The sequence below is a fragment of the Patescibacteria group bacterium genome (assembly GCA_027858235.1).
Lineage (GTDB): Bacteria > Patescibacteriota > Patescibacteriia > Patescibacteriales > BM507 > BM507.
On sequence record JAQIDC010000071.1, the window covers coordinates 1 to 22,567 of the forward strand.

At 33.7% G+C, this 22,567-nt stretch carries 16 protein-coding genes and 1 other annotated feature; of the genes, 6 read left to right on the forward strand and 10 right to left on the reverse strand.

What is annotated here, in order from left to right; all coding sequences use genetic code 11:
• Positions 1-232: 232 nt before the first annotated feature.
• From PF572_06365 to PF572_06375, 3 genes are read left to right on the forward strand one after another with little or no spacing between them, the layout of a single operon-like run.
• Positions 233-955, forward strand: coding sequence for a hypothetical protein (locus tag PF572_06365; GenBank protein MDA3840677.1), 723 nt, complete (start codon positions 233-235; stop codon positions 953-955).
• Positions 956-957: 2 nt separating this feature from the next.
• A complete protein-coding gene (locus PF572_06370; GenBank protein ID MDA3840678.1) occupies positions 958-2,196 on the forward strand; it encodes a hypothetical protein in 1,239 nt (412 codons plus the stop codon).
• Between the two features lie 4 nt (positions 2,197-2,200).
• Complete coding sequence (locus PF572_06375; protein MDA3840679.1) at positions 2,201-2,866, forward strand: OmpA family protein; 666 nt, start codon at positions 2,201-2,203, stop codon at positions 2,864-2,866.
• A 64-nt stretch (positions 2,867-2,930) separates the two neighbouring features.
• Here PF572_06375 and PF572_06380 read toward each other — a convergent pair whose 3' ends face one another.
• The 3 genes from PF572_06380 to PF572_06390 form a co-directional block, all read right to left on the reverse strand.
• Complete coding sequence (locus PF572_06380; GenBank protein ID MDA3840680.1) at positions 2,931-8,606, reverse strand: hypothetical protein; 5,676 nt, start codon at positions 8,604-8,606, stop codon at positions 2,931-2,933.
• Between the two features lie 3 nt (positions 8,607-8,609).
• A complete protein-coding gene (locus PF572_06385) occupies positions 8,610-8,768 on the reverse strand; it encodes a hypothetical protein (protein ID MDA3840681.1) in 159 nt (52 codons plus the stop codon).
• A 93-nt stretch (positions 8,769-8,861) separates the two neighbouring features.
• Positions 8,862-9,530 (reverse strand): hypothetical protein, encoded by a 669-nt coding sequence (locus PF572_06390; GenBank protein ID MDA3840682.1) that lies wholly within the window; start codon positions 9,528-9,530, stop codon positions 8,862-8,864.
• Positions 9,531-9,627: 97 nt separating this feature from the next.
• On the opposite strand from PF572_06390, the gene PF572_06395 reads away from it, so the two are divergent.
• A complete protein-coding gene (locus PF572_06395; protein ID MDA3840683.1) occupies positions 9,628-11,877 on the forward strand; it encodes a hypothetical protein in 2,250 nt (749 codons plus the stop codon).
• Positions 11,878-11,936: 59 nt separating this feature from the next.
• Here the strand turns inward: PF572_06395 and rplL are convergent, their stop codons facing one another.
• The 4 genes from rplL to mltG all read right to left on the reverse strand — a co-directional run bounded on the left by rplL (position 11,937) and on the right by mltG (position 16,643).
• Entirely contained in the window at positions 11,937-12,371 is a 435-nt protein-coding gene (gene rplL / locus PF572_06400; GenBank protein ID MDA3840684.1) for a 50S ribosomal protein L7/L12, read from the reverse strand.
• A gap of 127 nt (positions 12,372-12,498) precedes the next feature.
• Positions 12,499-13,023 (reverse strand): 50S ribosomal protein L10, encoded by a 525-nt coding sequence (gene rplJ, locus PF572_06405; protein MDA3840685.1) that lies wholly within the window; start codon positions 13,021-13,023, stop codon positions 12,499-12,501.
• Between the two features lie 26 nt (positions 13,024-13,049).
• Positions 13,050-13,166, reverse strand: a sequence feature (ribosomal protein L10 leader region).
• Between the two features lie 27 nt (positions 13,167-13,193).
• A complete protein-coding gene (locus PF572_06410) occupies positions 13,194-15,554 on the reverse strand; it encodes a DUF3160 domain-containing protein (protein MDA3840686.1) in 2,361 nt (786 codons plus the stop codon).
• A gap of 60 nt (positions 15,555-15,614) precedes the next feature.
• On the reverse strand, positions 15,615-16,643 hold the full coding sequence (mltG, locus tag PF572_06415) for an endolytic transglycosylase MltG (protein ID MDA3840687.1): 1,029 nt from the start codon (positions 16,641-16,643) through the stop codon (positions 15,615-15,617).
• Positions 16,644-16,785: 142 nt separating this feature from the next.
• Here mltG and PF572_06420 point away from each other — a divergent pair, with 142 nt between their 5' ends.
• Positions 16,786-17,577 (forward strand): CAP domain-containing protein, encoded by a 792-nt coding sequence (locus tag PF572_06420; protein ID MDA3840688.1) that lies wholly within the window; start codon positions 16,786-16,788, stop codon positions 17,575-17,577.
• Here the strand turns inward: PF572_06420 and PF572_06425 are convergent.
• Positions 17,558-18,379, reverse strand: coding sequence for an undecaprenyl-diphosphate phosphatase (locus PF572_06425; protein ID MDA3840689.1), 822 nt, complete (start codon positions 18,377-18,379; stop codon positions 17,558-17,560). The two genes, PF572_06420 and PF572_06425, sit on opposite strands and share 20 nt — an antisense overlap.
• 2 nt (positions 18,380-18,381) lie before the next feature.
• Between PF572_06425 and PF572_06430 the strand changes: the two genes are divergently transcribed.
• Positions 18,382-18,816, forward strand: coding sequence for a divergent PAP2 family protein (locus tag PF572_06430; protein ID MDA3840690.1), 435 nt, complete (start codon positions 18,382-18,384; stop codon positions 18,814-18,816).
• A 49-nt stretch (positions 18,817-18,865) separates the two neighbouring features.
• Here PF572_06430 and PF572_06435 read toward each other — a convergent pair whose 3' ends face one another.
• Together PF572_06435 and gpmI are read right to left on the reverse strand one after the other, a co-directional pair.
• Positions 18,866-20,845, reverse strand: coding sequence for a putative metal-binding motif-containing protein (locus tag PF572_06435; protein ID MDA3840691.1), 1,980 nt, complete (start codon positions 20,843-20,845; stop codon positions 18,866-18,868).
• A 52-nt stretch (positions 20,846-20,897) separates the two neighbouring features.
• Positions 20,898-22,490: a 2,3-bisphosphoglycerate-independent phosphoglycerate mutase gene (gene gpmI, locus PF572_06440; protein ID MDA3840692.1), complete on the reverse strand. Its 1,593-nt coding sequence runs from the start codon at positions 22,488-22,490 to the stop codon at positions 20,898-20,900.
• Between the last annotated feature and the right edge of the window lie 77 nt (positions 22,491-22,567).

Below are 22,567 nucleotides of genomic sequence, written 5' to 3' on the forward strand. Positions count from 1 at the left end.
TGTAATTTCCCCTGTTTGATTCTAGATGATTTCTTCAAACCATTTCAATCATTTTTTAACATTAATACCAGCCAAGAGAGTATAGCTACTCAATCACAAAATGTGTTGACACCTTACCATTAATTAAGTGAATACACTTGACAAAATTAGAAAAAGTGGTAGAATAATCAGTTATTGCTAATGTGACAATAATACTAACCGAACCTTTAAAACTTATAGAAAGGAAAAAACGATGAAAAATATTTTAACAATTATATTTTTGTTTGTATTTTTATGTGCAGTCCCTCTAACTTTGTCTTGGTCTCAAGACAATTATTATTCTAAGTACGAAGGCAATCAAGATGCCGGAGCCTACTCAGAAGTAATAATTGGATCAGAAGCTTATGTTGAAGTACCACTTAGTCTCAAGACTCAAATCGAGAAAAGTGAAAATTCAACACTAACGAAAGCAAAAACAACCCTTGACTCTCCTCAACCATCGCAGAAGATAGTCTACTCTTCGGTAAAAAGCGTCACAAACGCTTCAGTCGAAAAAGTTGATAACACTTCTTACACCTATGGATGGGGATGGAGTTTGACTCAATCAGAGCAAACCTCTACTCCTAGTTATCGAGAATCAAAACCAAGTGTAGCTAAGTCCTTAACAGAGATAGTCTACAAGGAGCTTCCTGACGCGAGAAATATTACTTTTAAATCAAGGGCAGTTTCAGAAAATCCCTATCCCGGTAATGCAATCAAAGGAATAGCCGAAGGTGGTGCTGGTACTGGATACTTCAGGAACAACATTGAAGTCCGAACCGATGCCCAGGGAAATTCTTCTGGATCAGGGGAAGGTACTTCAGGTAATATCTTAATTAATGGTGATGTTGCTGCTGGAATTTCTGGAACATGGGAAAGTCCAAAAGCTAATGCAAATTCGCAAATTCATACTTCCAACATAATAAAAGGAGATTAACCATGAAAACATTGCGTACAATAACTGTTTTGTTCATTGTTCTGTTCCTGCTTGTTCCAATCAACTGTTTTGCTACAATGCCTGGTCCTGGGCCTGGTCCTGGGACTGCAACCTTAACTGAAACTTCATCCGAAGCGACAGGAACAGCAACAATCACCTACTCTCCGACTACGAGTAATTACTCAACTAGCGTTGATAAGCGCTTTCTAAGCTGGGTGAACACATCGATTGGTTTCATTCATCCTCCGGGATATGGTTCTGATGTCAAAGGTTGGAAAACCTTTTACAAGCCATACCTGCAGAATATTTCTGCTGATATGTTATCATCAGTATCTAACATTACTACAAGACGTTTCTTCACAAGCACAAATTATTTCCCAATGGTTTTTGCTAGACTTCCTGACAACAACGATCCTGTTGAAACCATTAGTGAATTCCCGACAGAAAATGAAAATGAAAACAAACTTCTTGGTATCCTTACCTACTATGGTACCCCAGATGAACCCTTGGAAAATATTGTCGTAAGACTGACAAAAAAGGCCAAAGAAGAAACCATGCTTGGTAGGATGTTAATACAATCCAAATATAGGGGCTATGGCGAAGTAGGTGGTATTTCACTACCTGCAACTGGTGGTATATCAAAAGTTCTTGGTCCCTCAGGGAGCAAGGATGATAAGATGGGAAGTATCGTGGTTGGTCCAGTTCTTGGAAAATCACACGCTGAATCTCTCGACAGGTCAATTGTCAAGATGTTCTGCTATCCGCCAGATCTAACCGTAGAGGAAAAAGTAGAACTTGCTAAAAGTAAGCCGGCGGAGCTTGAAGTGCAAGAACCTTTTTTCCCAGCTGGGATGCAGGCTGTGATGTTTGATTTTGATGACTCTCGAATAAAAGAATCTGAATTTGGAAAAATCCAAGACATTGCCAATTTCATCAAAGACGCCTGGTACAAGCTTGGACCAAATGAAAGAATTCTGCTCATCGGATCATGCGATCAAGTAGGTGAAATTGCCTATAACGACGCTCTTGGAGGAAGCCGAGCTGAAAATGTTTTTTGGGCGGCAACTGATCCAATCTTAACTGGAATGCCAAGAGAAAAACTTTATGGCAAAGTTGCACATGTCTCTGGAGGAAATAGAAAACTTTATTTCCCCAAAGATGATCTTAATCGTCGAGTTGATATTGGAGTTGTAAATATTGGAACTCTGGCTAACTCAACCTTGCTTCCACCGACCGAATAATCCGATGAAAAGGATAATAATCATGACAAAGATATTCTATGTTATTCTTATTTTGAGTCTATCAGCTTGTGCTGGTAGAAGTTCTATCCCAATCCACACTGTCACCATCGCAAAACCAGCGGTGGTCAAACAAACAGTAACGGAATTGCCAACTACTGGCAAAGAACTTACTGCGGCTGATTTCAGCCTGAACGCAACACCTGCTAAGAGCAAAAGTGTCGCTACTGAGGGAGGTGTTTCTACTGAAAAAATATCAAAACCAGCCGCTGTTAATGATTTAAGCAACAAAGCCGCGGGAGTTAACTCACATAAGTATCACAAAGATATTTATGTGAGAATGACAGCCACAGAGGATATAATAGATCATATTGGGTATTATAATGTCCCAATTTTAAATTTTCTCTCTGGCTCAAAACAAATTCCACCTAATGGAAAAAATATTTTAGCCACCATTGATAAAAACAACGAGATTGTCGCCATCAATGGCTATTCTTCCAAGGGAGGAAATGATAACCTGAGACTTTCAAGACACCGTGCAGAATCAGTTGCAAGTGCCCTTAAGTCAATGGGGTTTGATCTTTTAAAAACCAAAATCACCGGTTTCGGAGAAACCGATAGATTAGGTAACCGAGTATATTGCCAAGGCGTTATTATTATTGTAAAAAAATAAATAATAACACTTTAGCAACAAAAACCCCCAAGCGTAATGCGAGGGGGTTTTATTTTATCTAATTCTATCTATTAATTGTTATATCAGTAGTCGCTTTATTTATAAATTGTTTAAACTTTTCAATACTATCTATACCAGCTTCTTTCCAGGAAGAAGTTTCCGGTTGACCATTAGACTTTACAAAATCTATACTTTTTTCTTTTACATTAATTTCTATTGACTTTAATTTAAAATCTCCTTGATATTCAATCCTTATTATTCCTTTCTCCATATTTTCAGAATAGTCCGCGATAGTTCCATAATTAATCCCGGTAAAGAACTCGGTTTTATTTTCGATAATAGCTTTCACAATCTCATTGTTGTCACTCTCACTAAAACCAAGATTTTTAAATCCATCAGCTAATTCGAGATTATCCTGCACTAAATCTGGAGCTACACTTTTTTCTAGAGGTGAAACTGTTCCCTCTTCCGGAGCATCTTTAACACCCTCAGATGGAACAACTTCACCATCAGGTTCTACTGAAACAGGAGTGTTAATCTGAGTTGCATCTACTTGAACAACAGTAGGTCGGGATGTACTTTCTTTATTTTCACCTAACTGATGTAGAGCGTCATCAATATTTTTATTATGCAAAGCTTCATTTGGAAGTAGTGAATCTGGCGTTTTTTCACCAGAATATGCAATCGATGGGTCATCATATTTTGATGACTCCAACAATGAAGCTAAAACTTTTTTTCCGCCTTCTTTATCCATTTTCTGAAAATGATCAGCCCAATCTCCCCAATATTTATTATGATGTATTTTCCCACTTTCATCTATAAGAACCTTCATGTCAAAAATATGTCTTCCATCTATTTTTAGATGAATTCCTTTGCCATCAATCATCATTTTAACTTTTCCAAAAATATCTCCAGTTTTATCAAATCCAGGCAGAATATTATTTACTTGGCTTTTGTCCAAAACAAGACTTTCGCCATTCGGAACTTCTTTAATTAGATTAAGGATTTCTATCTGCCTTTCAGGATTTTGGACAGTAGAAACATATTTTAAGTTTTCACCTAAAAATTCCTTACTAAATCCTGCATCTAAAGGTGTAAGAAAACTATTTTCTCCATCCATCAACGATGGTGACGAAGAACTATCAGCATCAGTGATTCCCTGGCTAACGCTCGTTGCATGAACTTCTGGTAAATCGTTAATAATAACATCACTCTCTACCGTAGGACTAGTTGAGATTGTATCCCCTGAGTCAGGTAAAGAATCAGCATGATCATTATGACCACTATACTCATATTTTTCCAATCCTTTTCCCGTTGACTCTGCCTCACCAATCGTTTTCCCATGTCTTTCTATACTTTGAAATTTTCCATCACCTTCTTTGAACTTTTCGTGGACAGTAAAATTACCATCCTTATCCATTTCAAGTTGATATGCTGCGTGTTGTATTCCTGCTGACCCTACTTTTGTATCCATTTCACCATCAAAATATCCAGAATTAGCTGCTATATTATTAGCCTTAGCGCTAGCCCATTTTCCAATATCTCCATCGCTTGCTTTATAACCAAATTCTTCACTTTTTTCCTCAAGTTGTCTTGTTAGGGCTCCAATAATAGTATCATGTCTTTCTTTTCCATTTTCTAAAATTTCAACCTCCCTAATCGTTGCTGAATCAATATTACCAGACACTTTTGGTAAGAGCTCTTTGCCATTGTGCAAAATATCATTATTCAAAAGATTGTCACCTGCCTTCGTTCCAGACACTGGAGGTTCCGTGCTAGGTTCTCCGGGATTTTGACTTGTTTCACTTAAACCACCTTCAGTGACTTTATTGGTATCAACCTTAGGTGAAGTATCTGTTCGTGGTATAGCTGCTTTTGCTTGTGGGGTGGATATTTCTGGACTTGCTGTCTGTTGTACTGATTCTAATTTTAGACCACCGGGAGGAAGAATATTATTGTCATTAACACTGCCGTTTCCAAAGATACCACTGAAAAGACCTTTCCCAGAATCAACGGATTTGTGATAAGCGTCTTGTGCTACTTCAGCAATCTTATCACCAAACCAATGCCTAATCGCGTAACCAGCAGTAGCAAAAGCACTACCAATAACAGCTCCATGAACACCAGCATCAAATAAATATTTTTTTCTAGCCTTATCTATTTCTTCCGCTTTCTTCTTTAAAAGTGATTCAAGATTACTATCAACTCTAATCCTCCTTAATAACATTCCAGTAAAACGTTTATCATACGAAGGATCATATTTCAACTTGTTTTCATCTTTATCTTTTTCACGAAAGTTATTTTTAATGTATTTTACTAGCTCAGTTTTCATTAAATCTATATCGGTCTTTTGGTTCTCTTCGTTTTCTTCCGGGATCGATGAATCTCCCTCTAAATTAGCTATAACTACTTTGGCAATTTCTGGATATAGTTTAATCAATTCCTTTATTTTACTTAAATTTTCGCTCTCATCTTCAAAGTCTTTTGAATTTAAATTTTTATAGAGTTCTTCTATCTCAGACTTTGTACTTAAATAGATTTCACTAATTTCTTTCATTCTATTCTCAAAATCATCTCCATCTTCCCTATTGGTCGCAATAGAAACCCTGGCCTTAGAAATAGACTCATATAATGAAATCATTTCTGTTACCTCATCTTTTGGGGAACTAAAGAAAATCAACCCTTCGTCAATCTTCTTCTTAGTATATTCAAGTCTAGTTTCTAATTTATCAACAAGCTTGATTTTTAATATTTTTAATTCCTCTTCAGAATGTTCTTCTAAATATTTTTCAGAAAATTCCTCAGAATTTGCTTCTTCAATTTTATTAAAATGGTAATCAATTTTATCAGTTAAATCGACCCCGCTGACAAAATTATTACTTTCCTTATTCATTTCATAATATTTTCTTCTTTCATCTCTATATTCACCTTCATTCTCTTCTTTTATTATTTCCCTGAATTTAAGCTCATTTTTATTAAAATATTTTATTCTTTCGTTTCTATACTCATCTTCATTTTCATCTTCATTTTTTTCTCTAAATTTATCTCCTTTCCAATTTTCCTTAAAAAAATTATCTTCTTCTATCTCATACTCTTCCTTGGTTTCCGCTCTTCTTCTTTCCCTGAATTTATTTCCTTTTTCCCCGGCCTGTATATCTTTTTCTAGCAAAGATTTTCTTGCCCTACTTCTTCCCCTAACCAAGCCTATCCCCCCGGCCACAGGGACGATGGCAAGTCCAGCAAATGGGGCAGCTGCAGCTGAAGCTCCGAGACTAGCGACAGCACAAGTTCTAGCAATTGCACCACTAGCAAAATACATTCCGTTTTCGCCTAAGGCACTATCAGCTACTTGCTTATACCATTTATCGTTCTTTACCCTTAATAATTCTTCTTCTACGTCTGGATTGGTGTTTAAATATTGATTGATATTCAAACTCGCATTAATATTGTTTTCTTTTAATGCTATCTCTTTAAGCGCTTCATTTATTTTAAGTTCTTCACCCTTTGTATCTATTTTAGATTTCAATAATTCAATCCAAGCTTTTTTAGATTCTTCGTATCTACCCATTCGATATTTATAAGCATCTTTATACTTCTTATCAAAAAGCCAGCTTTTTGGCATTCTAGAGACACCATAAGCATCTTTATTAAATTTATTTACAATATTTTTTTCTTCATCAGTATACTTCTCATCAATATTGGCATATCTAACTTCAGTTTTTCCTTCAACAATATCAACTTCTGGTCCGAAATTTTTCATTCCAAGTATCAACTGCTTCATTATAATTTCATAGTCTTTCGGTTGTTCTAATCCCGTCTCCGCCATGTTATCCTCTTTGATTTTCGATAAATTTGATTTCTCCTTGGAAGCAATTTCTAAGGATTTAGTAATTGAGCTCCATAACTTACCAAAAACCTTTCTACTCAACCACTCTTTTTTATTAAATTCTTCAGCTTGCTGAGAAACTGCCTCAGAGTGATTAATCCCAGAAAGAATTTGCTTTATATTATTCATAACAAGCGTTTGCTGACCTGTCGACAAATCACCAAAACCTTCAATCTTTTCTAGACTTTCTAATTTTATTCCAAGCTCATTCTCAAGAAAATCTAGTTCTTTCTTACTTAATTTAACTTCATTTTCAGTAATAGTCTCTTCTTTCTTAATTATCTCACTATCTTTTAAGTCATTTACTGTCTCTTCTCGTACTTCAGAAACTCCCTCATTATTCAAATCAGTTTCAAAACCACCCTCCCTGTCATGAATGCTTTTTCTGATTAATGATCCTATTTTAGACAAATCAAAAGAACTTATTGTCTTTAATTCATTTGGAGACTTAGACAACAAAGCATCAATTTCTTCATATAGAGGGCTACCAATAATATGATTTAGTTCATTAATGTTAACTTTCTTAGAATTTACAGCATCATAGACTTCCCATCCTAGGTGCCTATCTGCAATTTGATTTTGCAATTCTATATTTTCAACTGGATCGTCAATTAAATATTTTGGGTCTGTCTCGTCTTTGTGAGTGTTATAATAATGCTGTTTTGCCAAATCCCAATATATCCAAGATTGACTATTTCCAATAGTGCTGGAATCTAAATTAATCCCAGCCATAGCAACATCATATTCCCTTCTAATTTTTTCTAAAGCTTTTGCAAGTTCTTTATTCTCAGCCAATTCCTTCAGGGACTTGGCATATTTACGGATATTCGGATAAGATAAATCTTCATTTTGGTTTGAGGGATCTGCTATGTCATTATAGAGCAAAAATTTCTTTGCAATATCTTCAATAGATAGATTTTTTATTTTATCCACCTCTTCTGTTAATTGTATTATATTCTCTTCATCAGGTTGAATAGAACCTTCAGCCAGATCATTATTGACTTCTTTGACAACAGAAATATAAATCTTTCTTAACTCTTCCACTGTATCTCTTATGCCAAATTCAGCAGGAACAGAGCTTATATTCTTCTTTGTACCTTCAAACTCAGTTCTGTTTAGAACTGCGTATATTAGTTGTTCTAATTTTTCTGTAGTAAAAATACCATTTTTAGTTTTAATAGAATTGTCATCTCCAGCTAACCCCCTAATTTTGTTAACGAGCTCATCAAAACTTAGCAACTCCACATCTGGATTTTCTTTAATAGTATTAATCGATTCTGGTTCAGTCACATTGTCAACAACGGGACTTAAATTAATTCTTTGTAAATGCTTCGTGACATCTCTTTTGGCTTGATTCAAGTTTCGCCTAGTCTTATAGATATGGGTAAGCATGGATGATATTTTACTTTTCAATTCCATGAGATCATTTGACTCGAAACCTTTGTCTTTACGAAGAAAAGAGTCAATCTTCTTTTTCTCAGACTCAAGAGTGCTAATAACTTTCTGGCTAGAGTCCTCAAAAGCTTTTATCAGCTTAGTATTTAAACTGGATAGGATTTCGTCACCTTTATTGATGGTGGCCTCTGGGTTATCTGAAGTATTTTTTAGTTGATTTTTTATAGACTCCAACTCTATCTCAATTTTATCGGTTTCACCGAGGGACTCAGTTTCCAGACCTTCTATTCTTGATTTTATAACGTCTATATTTATTTCGCTCTCTCCTTCCGGACTAGTTTCGACATCATTAGTTTTGCCTAATTGTTCCAGAGCGCTAAAAGCACTAGTATTAAAACGCTGAGGCTCACCACTTTCTCCCGAGGTGTCATCCCCGTTTTGAATAGATTTGTCTTGCATAAATTAAAGCTTAATATCTTTTTTAATTTTTTCAATATATTCTTCTTCGGCGCGCTCCAAAAGATCAGCGATAAGACGATCCTTCTCGTCCTTAGCTGCTTGTACCTCTTTTTTAAAAGCGGCATATATTTCTTCAATCTTTCTATTTAAATCACTTTTCATATATTTTATATTAATTATATTATACAACATTTTGTGTATTAAAAAAACCCTGCATTTGCAGAATTTTCAAAAATAGTATATCGATTTAAGACTTTAACTCATACCTATATTGTCAACAATTACTATTTTCTCCCCTTCCAATACATTATATAGAAAAACATCTGTCATGTCGCGTCTAAACAAATATTCCTTGTAATCCATTAATGTATAATTAAATTCTCTCCCCATATCTTTTTCTAACTCCTTGATTACTTCTGAGAATTTTCCTTTATTAATTTTCCCGACAATAAATAAATCAACTGGGGATGTTTCTGAATTAGTGAAAAACCCGGACAAAATAAACAAATTCATTTTCCCAAGTTCTTCAATCTTTTTTACAAAGTCTCTTTCATAGAGCATTTGCGACTTTACTATCACTGATTTTATTTCTTCATAGAGTATAAAATCTTTGTTCACTTGAAAATACTTTTTTTCTTGACCCATCGCAGCATCAATCACTTTTACTTTCTTTGTTGTGACAGTAGTTTTTTTTGTTTCAACCTTTTCTATTAATTCCTCTTCTTTATCATCGTCTGAGTTTTTTGAAGAAAATGATTTTAATAGTCCAAATTTCTCGAGATTTTCAAGCTCTCTCCTGACTGAATTAATTTGTAAACCAATATTTCTAGAAATTTCCCTAATATAATACTTTTCTTCGGGATGAAGGAGAAATAATTTTAGAATTTTTACTCTAGCTTTAGAGCCAAAAAGCTTAGCTAACATATATTTTTACTTGTAAATATTTTCCTTAACATTTATATACTTTTATAGTATAATACATATACAAAATAGTCAAAAATATTTGAACACTTTTTAAGCTATGAGTTATAGAATCGGACAACTTATATTAACGCCCGCAAGCAAAAACAACACTATTAGTGAGGTTTTTGTGGCTCAACCAGATTCAGACAAAGAAGCTCTGGCTGGTAAGATTTTTATTTTACTTGAGATTGAGACTAAACGCTCCGATGGTCTTAAGCTTGCGAATTTCCTTATAAACTACATCAATAACTCTTATTATCAGAACGAGAAACTTGTTCTAAAAGAAAAGATACCGTCACTGAGGATTGAACACATATTTGAGTCAGTTGTTTCTAGGGCTAACAAAAAGATATTCGAATTTATAAAAGAAGAAAACATTAAAATTTCACCCAATTCCCTCAACTCGACAATTGGACTTATTTACAATAATGAGATCCATTTTAGTACTGCCGGCAAGAATAGAGCCCTTCTCATTTACAAAAAAATACAAGACAACACATCTAGCTATAAAACCATTGATTTGAATAAAAACGACTCTCCTGAACAGAGCGATTCAAAAAATAAACTTTTTACAAATGTCATTAGCGGAACAATCCCTGAAGGTAGTTCTTTCATTTTTTCCAATGAAGCCCTCCCCGAGTATCTCTCCCCTAAACAGTTATCTGAAATATCAACCACATTACCCCCTACAAGTGCAGTTGAGCAAATAAAAAACACTCTTTCCCAGATAAATGAATATATTTCGTTTATTGGAATAATAATAAAAAGTTCACAGTTGAACCTAGATGAAAACAAAAGCTCTCTAGAAAGACCTATCCAAATGCAGGATTCAGCAAATAAGCTAAATGACACCGAGCAGGTTACCGAAAATATCCTTAGTCCTTCTGGAAATGTTAAAATTAAAAGTTACTTAAAAAACTTTAATTATCTTGTATCAAAATTAATCCCAAAAAACAAAGGGAAAGACACTCTCTTTTTGCAAGCAGGTTCTAAAATAAATTCGAGGGCTTTGAAATTTTACTCAAACAAACTATTTACTTTCATAAAATCTTTACTGGTTAATATTGCCAACTTTCTATTTTTCATTTTTAAATCCCTTGGTAATATCAAGAAGCTAAAAGGATCAATCACCTTTCTTGAAACACTTTTTTCTAATGTTTTTCTTACAGGGAAAAAAACTTTTGTTAGTTTCAAGGGTAAATATAAAATAATTACTATAATTTTTGTTATTTCTATTCTTGGATTATCATATGGTATTAATAAGGTCAAAAAAGAGAAAATTGCTGAAGAAGAAAGAATCCAATATGAAACCATTGTAGAAGACATTGAGCAGAGACAGAACCAAGCCGAGGCAAACCTCCTCTACAACAACGAAGACAGCGCAAAAGAATTATTTATTGAAATTAAGGATCTTCTTGCAAAACTTTCACAAGATACTGATGAACAAATAGTAACTTATGATAGTTTTTCTGAAAAACTTAACGACCAACTTGATAAAGTAAGAAAAGTAGTTGAAATTTCTGACAATAAACCATTGATAGACTTTTCAGATATTAACAAAAATTCAAAAGTTCAAAAATTAGTTCTTTCTTCTGGAAATATTTATGCAAGTGATACTGATCAAAATTCTATTTATATTTATAACCTTGATTCCAAACTTACAACAACTATTACTGACCTAAATAAAAAACTAGAAAACATTAATTACCCTGTAGCTAGTGATGATAAAACAATTTTTTGGTTCAACAATGATTCAATAATAAAATTGAACACAAAGACAGAAGAAATCTTTGACATTGATCTAGTAAAAAATCCCAATGGAAACATATCTGCAATGAGTACATATAATCAAAGAACTTACGTACTGGATAATAAAGCCTCTCAAATATACCGTTACGAAAAAGGAGACACTGGTTTTCTTAATTTTTCACAATGGCTTAACACTGAAACTGATTTGACCAAGGCTATAAGTCTAGATATTGATGGAAATATTTTCACACTTGATAATGACGGTACAATACGAAAATTCTTAAAAGGTGATGAAGAAAATTTTGTTCAAGATTTAGTAGAACCTCCAATTGAGTCAGCAAATAAAATTATAGTCTCGAAAGATAACAATTTCATCTATGTCCTAGAATCATCTAAATCTAGAATTGTTATATACGAAAAAGATGGAAGATTTGTAGAACAGCTTTTATCAAAAAATCTTGAAAATATCAGTGACTTTATTGTAGATGAAAATAATAAAATATCATATATTGTTTCTGACAATAAAATTTACTCAATTAATTTAAGCAATTTAGATTAATTAATATACAAACAAAAAAAGAGTCTCAAGAGACTCTTTTTTTGTTTGTATATAGAAAGTTATTTTAAAGTAACTTTTGCACCAGCTTCTTCTAGTTGGGCTTTAATTGCTTCAGCTTCTTCCTTCTTAACTCCTTCTCTAACAAGCTTTGGAGCTGCGTCTACCAAATCCTTAGCATCCTTAAGACCCATTTCGGTAATTACTCTTACGGCTTTAATAACAGAGATTTTATTTGCACCAGCTTCGGTGATTTCGATATCAAAACTATCTTTTTCTTCAGCTGGAGCTTCTCCACCGGCTGCAGGACCAGCCATCATCATAGCAGGAGCAGAGGCAGAAACACCAAATTTTTCTTCTAAGATTTTAACTAGTTCAGCTAAATCTAGAACTGACATTTTTTCGATTTCAGAAACCAAAGATTTAAATTTTTCTGGTACTACAACTTCTTTTGTTTCTTCTTCTTTTGTTTCTTCTTGTTTTGTTTCTTCTGACATATTTTTTGATTATACTTCTACAATGATTATAATATTGCAGAATTAATTATTAATTAATTTTATTTATTTATCTCATCGGAGCACCAAGATGGAAGAACCTGCCCTCCGAAGCCTTGGCGTAGGAGGGTTATTTTTTAGTTTCAATGGCTTTCAAAACTGTGACTAGTCCTCTAAGATTCCCAGCAAGAACATTCACAATCCCAGAAACTGGAGCATTAATTGATCCAACAATCTTGGCATATAGTTCTTGCTTGCTTGGTAGGCCTGCTAACATTTTAACCTCGCTAGCATTCATGAATTTATTTTCTAGGATTCCTCCAACAAATTCCACCTTACCTTCATGGCTAGACATAAACTTGTCAACAACTTTAGCTGGAGCAACTTCATCCCCATACCCAAAAACAGCCGCTACTCTCCCATCAAATGACTTTACATCAAGACCATCAACATTAGAATCCTTAAAAGCGATATCGAATAAAGTCTTCTTGGCCACACAATATTCACTATTTTCATTTCTAAGCTCATTTCTAAGCTCTTCATTTTCTTTTACCAGGAGACCATCAAACTTTGTAAAAATTACAGACTTTGACTTACTGATTCTGTCTTTTAGAGCCTCTAGTATGTCTTTTTTTTGTTCTCTTGTTTTAGGCATATTATTTTAAATTATTCATTAGTATTTTTAAAAATAAAAAAAATCTGTGATACACACAGACTCAAAGACATGTTAAATATTGTCTAGTTTCCTCGGTAGGTCTTATTGTTGCCTACTATCTGTGGTCACTATAGTTAAAATATCACAAAAGATATAACTAGTCAAGGGAATTACCTATTTTCTTGATAATTGAATATTGGCCCCACTAAAATTACCTTATTTTCGCCAAAAGATTGAACAACTGACAATAATTTTACCCCAGATATACTTTCTCTTAATCTTGCGCCGGTGTCAAAAATTGTCATAAATTCTTTTTCAGCAAATTTCTCTACAGTATAGATTCTAGTAAACTCTTCCAAAAATTCACAATCAATCTTTCCTAGCTCTTCATTGTCTAATTCTTTTCTTATTAAATTTTTAATTGTTAATAGATTCTCTTTTAACTCTTTTAAATCCACTGACACAACATTCGTTTTTTCAGCCAGCTTTAGTGCTGTTAGCATCTCACTAAGCATATTAGTTTTAGCTATTAGTTCATTCACTAGAGTTATATTTGGCTCTAAATAATTATACTTATTACATTCTGCACCAAAACTAAGACTTGAAGCTGTTCTTGAATTATTTATAACAAGTTTGTCGGCAGGCAAATGCAAATTAACCCAAGAACCAAGGCTTGTATTAATATCCTTTTCTTGCCATTTGTCAGAACTCATAAAAATCGGTAAAGATTGTTTAGGGGTATTTAGATACACCCCTAAAGTGTCGAGTGTTGACCAATAAATATTATTCTGCCAACTATACTTATTGAAATTAGAAAGTCTAGAGTTTAGAAGATTTTGTGCTTCATAATATCCTGGGTAGTCAGTATTATCGTAATAATAATCAAAATATTCCAAAGGATAAACTAAGTTGATAACATCAAGGCCCATAGACACGCACCTCGTTCTAAAATTTTTATCTTTCTCACCTTCACAGGCTGTAAACTTAAATGGTTCATCTCTTGACTCTTTTTTATAAGCAATTTCTTCGCCTGTGAGGCTGGAAAAAATAAAATCATTTGGCCAGTAGTTCTCTTGGAGCATTCTCATCCCAACTTTATTTTTTAATGCTTGGCTATTTCTATTATAGCTTCCTTCTAGCTCTGAAAATTTAATTTCCAATATTTTATCTTGAAATTTAATATAATCATCATTCCAATTTTCATTTTCTCTTGAAAAAACGTCCTCTACACTCCGTTCCCCAAACTCATCATTAAAGACATTACGAAAATCAAGATACGACAAGTCTTGTCTCAATCCGCTAAAAAAAGATATAATTTTGTATACAGAAGCCCATTCATTTTTTAAATCTTGATTTTCAAAAAAATCCCTAGCTATTAAGTTGGCGGCAGTAATACTTATTCTCCAGTCCTCCTTATCAAGAAGACAATCGGGACATTGTTCATCCTGAAAATACAAAGGGAAAACTGAATTCATCCATTTTGTTACTAGATAAAAATTATTTAATTTAGCATTATTGGAATAATCATCAGGAATATTATAATCACGATAATTTTTTTCATAGAAAAAGACAGGTGATTTTTCTATCTTTCTCCCTTCTCTTATAAGCTCAACTTCGGCTAGTACATCATTCTTTAAATAATCGAGTAGTACAAAATCAAATTCCATCGCCTCTTGTTCACTGAATTTAGTTTCATCACTAAAATTAGTCTTTCTGTTTATCTGATCCTTTGTAGGCTTTAAAAGTTCCAACATGACTGCAAAATATGATGCTTCTAATTTTTCTCCTTCCAAAACTGGGTCATTCACTATCCCCTTTTCTGCAAAATCTTGTTTATATCTAGTGCTGGATATTTCATAAAACTTTTTTGTTATATTCCAAAGATTTTCATAAAAAACACTTTTTTCTATTTCCTTAAAAGATTGTTTCAAAATATTTTGATAGTAATACATTATGAAATCACTCGTGATAAGCATTGGGATTTCTTCAGAATTTAACTTCTCATACACGGAATAAAAGTCATTAGTTTCTTTATTGTAAATATTGTCAATAATAGCAACTCCATCATTGTTTAACATATCAAGATATGATTCGAGTTCAATCTTCTTTGAAATATCATAATAATTTAAAACATCTGACTTTGAATTTATTGGAAGTTCATATGTTGATATTTGGTAATCGAAATTTATTTCTTCAGGAACGTAAAAGTCAGCAAAAAATAAAGCTTCTGCCTGTATGTCTGTTTTGTTTTTAGGAGTAGTGGTTCCGGAAGCGTCAGGATCTAGACTAGGAAGGAGCTTGCAACCGCTGGGAGGACATTGAATAGAATTAGAGTCTTCTATAGGCTCTGCAATCACTGATGATTTTGGCTCAGGACCTGAGAATATTGCAATAATAACAAAAGCAACAATAATCAGCACAAAAATAACAGCGCCAGCAATGACTAATATTTTTTTCAAAAAGTCATTAGAACTATTTTTTATTTCAGTTGTTGAGTAGTCACTATAATTATCCTCGTAGTCTTTAGACATATATCCTCCTTAAGAATTTTATATCTATATTATAACATTTATAAGCAATAAAAAAAACTATTACTTTAAATATTTATTTTTATTTCTAATATGTTCATCATAGTCTTCGCTAAATATAGTCTCAAGAGTATCTTGCCTATTTAGATAAAAAAGAAAATTACTCTCTTCTGGATAAACAGCCGCCTCAATGGAAGATATGCTTGGATTACAAATTGGGCCTGGTGGGAGGCCATAATTTTTATAAGTGTTATATGGTGAATCAATCTCCAAGTCAAAATAAGAAGCACTTGGGTCATTTTTACCTGTAATGTAATTTATAGTGGAGTCAACTTCCAATCTCATCCCAATATCCAGTCTCTTTAATAAAATTCCGGAAACAATTTTCTTATCTTTATCATTTATCACCTCTTTCTCGATAATTGAAGCTAGAGTAAGTACATCATGCAAACTTCTTTCCTGATTTTCAATTTCCGCTCTAATTGATTCAGAAAGTTTCTTGTCAAAATTATTAAGTGCTTTTTCAATAATATCTGAAACAGAAGCATTATTATAAATTCTATATGTATCTGGGTATATATATCCTTCTAAATCATGTCCAACTGGAACATCAATTAAAAATTCTGGTTTTTGAAAATCAAAGGACCATTTGCTCACAGGTTTTTCTGTTGCTTCTAAAAAATCTTTTGCACTTGAAATATTGTTCTCCTCAAGACTGTTTGCTATATCAAATAAACTCCATCCTTCAATTATTTTTACATTTCTTTCCTCGGAAACAGTTTCTCCATTAACAAAATAATTTATAATCTCTTTCATATTCATACTGGGACTAAGAACATATTTCCCTGCTTGAAGTTTTTTATCAATCTTATTTTTCCAAAGATAAATTCTAAAATAAAAATCTGAGTTAATAAGGTTGTTATTTAACAACTTCTGGGAAACGATAGCCACCCCGTCTCCTTTTTCTATCGAAAAATCTACAGGAGAATAATTTTTAGAAACGGAAGTATTTATACTTTTGTTATAAAAGAAATAAAAAAGTAAAGAAAAAATGATTATCAATATTAATAGTGATTTTATAATTTTTAACATAATTTTATTTTAGTATTACTTAATTCTATCAAAGTAAGAAAATAAGAGCAATAAACAAGTCAAAACCCTTGCTTTTTTGGGATAACTATGATATAATATAAATAGAGTAATAATTACTCCAAAAACAAAAAAATAAACAAAAATGAACAATTTAAACAGACAACAATACTTTTTAATATTAGCTAATTTTAAAAGATTTTATATAATACTCCTTTTATTTGTTGGAGTTTTTTTATTTCCAAAAATCGCCTACCTTAGCTCTATAAGTCCTGAAAAAATTATAGAACTAAGTAACCAGGAAAGGATAATTAATAATTTAGAGCCTCTAAATGCAAATCAGTATTTAGGCCAAGCTGCATACAATAAGGCGCAGGATATTTTTAAAAATCAAAGGTTTGAGCACAACTTTGATGACAGGAGATTCTCAGCCTGGGTACGTGACGTAGAATACCGGTATAAATATGTCGGAGAAAACCTTGCAATTGATTTTGTCACAAGTGAAGGAGTTATGGACGCTTGGCAGAAGTCCCCTACTCATTACAAAAACATAGTAAACGACAAATTTTCTGAAATTGGTGTAGCGGTTGTTGAAGATAATTTTAAGAATGAGAAGAGCATACTGGTTGTTCAAATTTTTGGAACACCTCTTAATAATCAACTTTCTTTAAATTTAGACGAAGAATATACATTAGCAAATAAGCAAAACAAAAAAGTAATTAACAATCAAACTAATTACTTAACACACACAAGCCAAAATAATATAAATTTATTGGAAGAAAATAAACTGTTTTTAAATCTGCAAAATGAAGATAATCTTGCATTTGTAGAGGATGCTGGAAATGATAAAAAGTATCTTGATCTATTATTTACTATTGCCGGGTTTATCTACCTGGGTATATTTAAATTGGTTAATCTTAAAAATATCGGTTTATAGACCAAAGGACCATAAGGATAAAAGCAAAAGCAAATCTATAATAGGCAAAAATATTCAAACCAAATTTGGAAGCTAGCTTTAAAAAATATTTTATTGCCAGAAAAGAAGAAAATAAAGCAGCCAAAAATGAGATTGCCAGTAAGGTAATCTCGTTTTTATTTATATCTGAAGTAAATAAATCACCTAAACTCAATACTGTGGCGCCTGCGATAATAGGAATAGACATCAAAAATGATAGCCTTATTGCCTCCTCTCTCTTTAGCTTAGTTAATAATCCTGCTATAATAGTAATACCAGATCGTGAAGTACCAGGGATTAGAGCTACAGTCTGAGCTAGACCCACAAAGAACACTTTACCCAAGCTTGTTTGATTGAGATTGTTTATTTTTACGCTAATTTTTTCAATATAGATAAAAAGTAAACCAATAAGAACAAGCATAAAAGAAACTACGGGGATATTTCTAAAATTATCCTCTATATAATCTTTAAATAAAACGCCAACCAAGGCTGCAGGAATTGTAGCTATTAAAATATACCAAGATAGCTTACTGTATTCATCACTTTTTCCAATAAAACTTTTAAACCAAGATGAAAACAATTTTTTTATATCTGACCAAAAAAAGAAAATAACAGCCAGAAGAGTTGCTAGATGAAGCAAAACATCGAACATTATTTCATTTTGAATCGGAAGACCTAGATATTTATGAAGAACAAGAAGATGGCCAGAACTAGACACTGGTAAAAACTCAGTTGCCCCCTGAACAGCTCCAAAAATAATCGCTTTTAAATAATTAAGTAACATATATGGGATATCACATTTTAATTTTACCTCTCGCCGCTGGTTTTGTAGCTCAGGTGATAAAATTCTTTATTAAGTCCAATAAACAAAAAGTTAAACTAAGAAATATGGTTGCTTATTCCGGGATGCCTTCTGGCCATAGTGCTATTACTATATCATTAGTTACTATTGTTGGATTAGAGGCAGGACTGGCTTCGCCCTTTTTTGCAATCAGCGTAATTCTTGCCTTAATAGTAATCCGAGACGCGCTTGGAATAAGAAAATATCTCGGTCAACATGGTCGTGTTCTTAACATCTTAGTAAAAGATCTCGAAGATGACAAGTTAGTAGACGAACAATACCCTCACCTTCTAGAAAATATCGGCCATACTCCAATGCAAGTATTAGCTGGTTCAATATTAGGATTTACTGTTAGCTATATTGGTTTTTTACTTTTCTAAAATTTTAAAATAAAAAACACTCTTACATGTCGAGTGTTTTTTTTGTTGTCTAGAAAGTACATGGGAAAGTAAAGGGGAAAGTGCAGGTGACAATACAACCATTATTAACTGTCCCGTCGCAATCATTATCAAGTGTATCAGTACAATTTTCAGGGATAGCAGTAACTTCACCGAGGCAAATACCCCAAGCTCCGAATGCATCACAAGTCTGTAAACCGAAGGAGCATTCACCTACATTCGATACTCCACAACTTTGAGTAGTCGTTGGGACACAAACACCACAATCTGGATCACTAACATCTGGGTTGCCATCGCAATCACCATCTAGACCATCAAAACAATCTGGTTCAGCAATTCCAGGATGCCATGGATTAATCCCAACTGCATCAGCACAATCACAAGTTGAATACATATTAGCTAGAGTAGACATAGTATCAGTATTAGAACATGTTCCACTTATATTCATTCCAAAAACTGAAGCTGGGACAAGTGAGCACGCGCAATAATCATCACCATCTGCGTCACATCCCTCATCAATAGGAGGGATACCAGAACAATTATTATTTATTCCATCACAAATTTCAGTAGCCCCTGGATTTATTCCAGCGTTACCGACTCCATCTTCACAATCACAACTTGTTCCCCTGGTCGATGCATCGGTATTGTCAGTATTTGTACAAGTAGATAAAAATGTTCCATCGACAAAAGTCTGGCCACAGTCACAGTAATTATCATTATCCACATCGCAATTTTCATCTATTCCGCCCAGACAATTATTATCTATCGCATCACAAATCTCAGTTTCTCCTGGATTTATATCAAAACCTAGAACAGGGATATCATTACAATCTATAGGGAGAGTGTCTCCCAAAATAGGTCCATCACAATTATCATAACCATCTCCATCATTATCCACGCAAATTGACGCACAAGCTAAATCTCCTCCAACACAATCTTGATCAATCCCGTCGCCGCAAGTTTCAGTTGCACCAGGATGAACAGACGGTCCTATTCCTGGCGAAGGAGTATCATTACAATCGGCAAGTGGCTGCGGACAAAGAGTAGAACCAGACAATCCATAACCATCTCCGTCCATGTCAATACAAGCCTGCACACAACCAGAGAAAAAAGCTAATGGAGGTGAAACAGTGTAGGGAGTTTCAAAATTTGCACACAAATCATAAGTAGTCCCTCCTCCATAAGAATAATAACCATACATTAAACTATTGGCTGGAATATTTGGCAATGTGGTGGCAAATGTTTTTAAAACATCATTCCAACATGTATCTTCAGCATAACCAGCCCCACAAGGACCAATCTTGTTTATAGGGTCAACTGAAACACTTGACCCAAGAACCGAAGATAGAGTTGAAGACCAACTTGGCCAAACAGACAATGATTTCCCTGGTAAATAAGTTCCTGCGCCAAGAGCCGGATAAGAATTATTATTTGAATAATATTTACCCAAAGAAACATTCAGGGCAGCCAAGTCAGAGAGCCTTTTAGTATCACGAATAACTCGAGACTTTAGACTATTACAATGATCTCCTATGGAACACTCATCGTCATAAAGGCAATGTTTTGCTCCCTCATTAATACAAAAACCACTTCCAATAATATTGGAATTAAATTTCCAATTCTCTAAGATATTACCAAAAATATCTTCTGTCTCGTTGTCGGCATCTTGATTGTAGGTGATGAGGTATATATTTGTATAGAGAGTCTCTGGATTGCCATCACCATCAGTATCAGCCAAATTAGCAACATTTACATAAACAGAGTGACCATCACGAACAGCCTCATAACCATCTACTTGAATAGATTGAGGTGAACCACTAAAGTTTTGTGCTTGATACCAGGTTAGTGCAGACTGATGATTTGGATTCGGAAAAACTCTCATCGCGATGGCATCGGAGTCAGCTGAATTAACATTTTTCTGGAACAAAAAAACTCCTGACACAAATAAAATTACTGTCAGCATTATTGGGAGTAATTTGTTCTTTTTTACAAGAAAATTAATAGACATCATAGTATATAATATTTCAATATTATACCACAAAAATAGCGGACACAACAAAAATTTAAATTAAACTCTCTCCTGTCATTTCTTCTGGTTTTTTAATCCCTAAAAACTCCAAAACTGTTGGTGCCACATCAGCTAAAACTCCTTGAGGTTGAACAAAGCTAAGGTCATTGCCAGGAACATCTTGCCAGCCAAATGTTTTTCCTTCAAAATTATTCCCTATCATTAAAAATGGAACAGGATTTGATGAATGTTCTTTTAATTTAACTCCTGCTTGCATATCATACATTACATCCGCATTTCCATGGTCAGCTGTTATCATAGTAACGCCCCCTTTATCGAGAGTTGCTTTGACAATTTTCGAAACTAAATCATCTAAAACCTCCACTGCCTCTACTGCTGCATCCATGTTGGCCGTATGTCCAACCATATCGGCGTTGGCAAAATTAATTAAAATAAAATCATATTTTTCCCCAGAAATAGCATCGAGGACTTTTTTGGTTATTCCAGGAGCTGACATTTCTGGTTTCGCGTCATAGCTGGGCAAGGCTGGTGAAGGTACTAAGACGTGGTCCTCACCTGGAAAAGAATCTTCAATCCCACCATTAAAAAAATATGTGACATGTGCGTATTTTTCTGTCTCAGCAATTCTTAATTGCTTAAGTCCGTTACTGGAAATCACTTCCCCTAAACAATTTTTAAAACTCTCTGGTGGAAAAATTACATCAACTGGCAGACCTTTTTCATATTCTGAAAAAGTTGCAAATTTCAAATTTTTTATTTTATCTCCTCTTGAGAATTTATTAAATTCGGGGAGAGTAAATGCCTTGGTAATCTGCCTTGCTCTATCTGGTCTATAATTAAAAAACACCACGGCATCATTGTCATCAACCTTGGCAACTGGCTCTCCATTTTCAAAAATAACACTTGGGACAAACTCTTCATCATATATTTTGTTTTTATAACTTTTCTCAATAAGTTCTATTGAATCTTCGGTTTTATTACCTATCCCTTTTGTTATGGCTAAGTAGGCTTTTTCTGTCCTGTCCCAATTATTATTCCTATCCATCGCATAAAATCTTCCTGAGATAGTAGCAATCCTCCCCAATCCATGTTCATCAATAGCTCTTTGAACTGATTTTATATATGACTTTCCACCGTTAAACATTGTATCTCTTCCGTCCATAAATGCATGAATATACACCTTATCTAAATTATTTTCACTGGCTAAAACCAAAAGAGCATAGAGATGATCTATCGATGCGTGTACACCGCCGTCTGAAACCAAGCCCATTAAGTGAAGACTAGAATTATTTTTCTTCACATGCTCAATCGCTTCAAGTAATTTATCATTTTTATAAAAAGTGTGGTCACTTATTGTTCTGTTTATTTTTGGTAATAACTGATAAACGATTCTTCCTAAACCTAGATTTAGATGGCCAACTTCGGAATTTCCTTCTTCGCTCCAAGGCAGTCCAACAGCATCTCCTGATGCTCTAATCGTCATTGATGGGTACTTCAAAATATAGTCATCCATATGAGGCGTGTTTGCCATTGATATAGCATTCCCCGCAAAAGGTTGCCCGACTCCATATCCATCTAAAATAATCAGGACAACTGGTTTGGGTATTTTTTTCTCTTGAGTTTCCATTATTATTTTTTACTAATTAAGGACCTCCCTGTCATTAACTTTGATTTTTCTATATCCAATAAATCAAGAACTGTTGG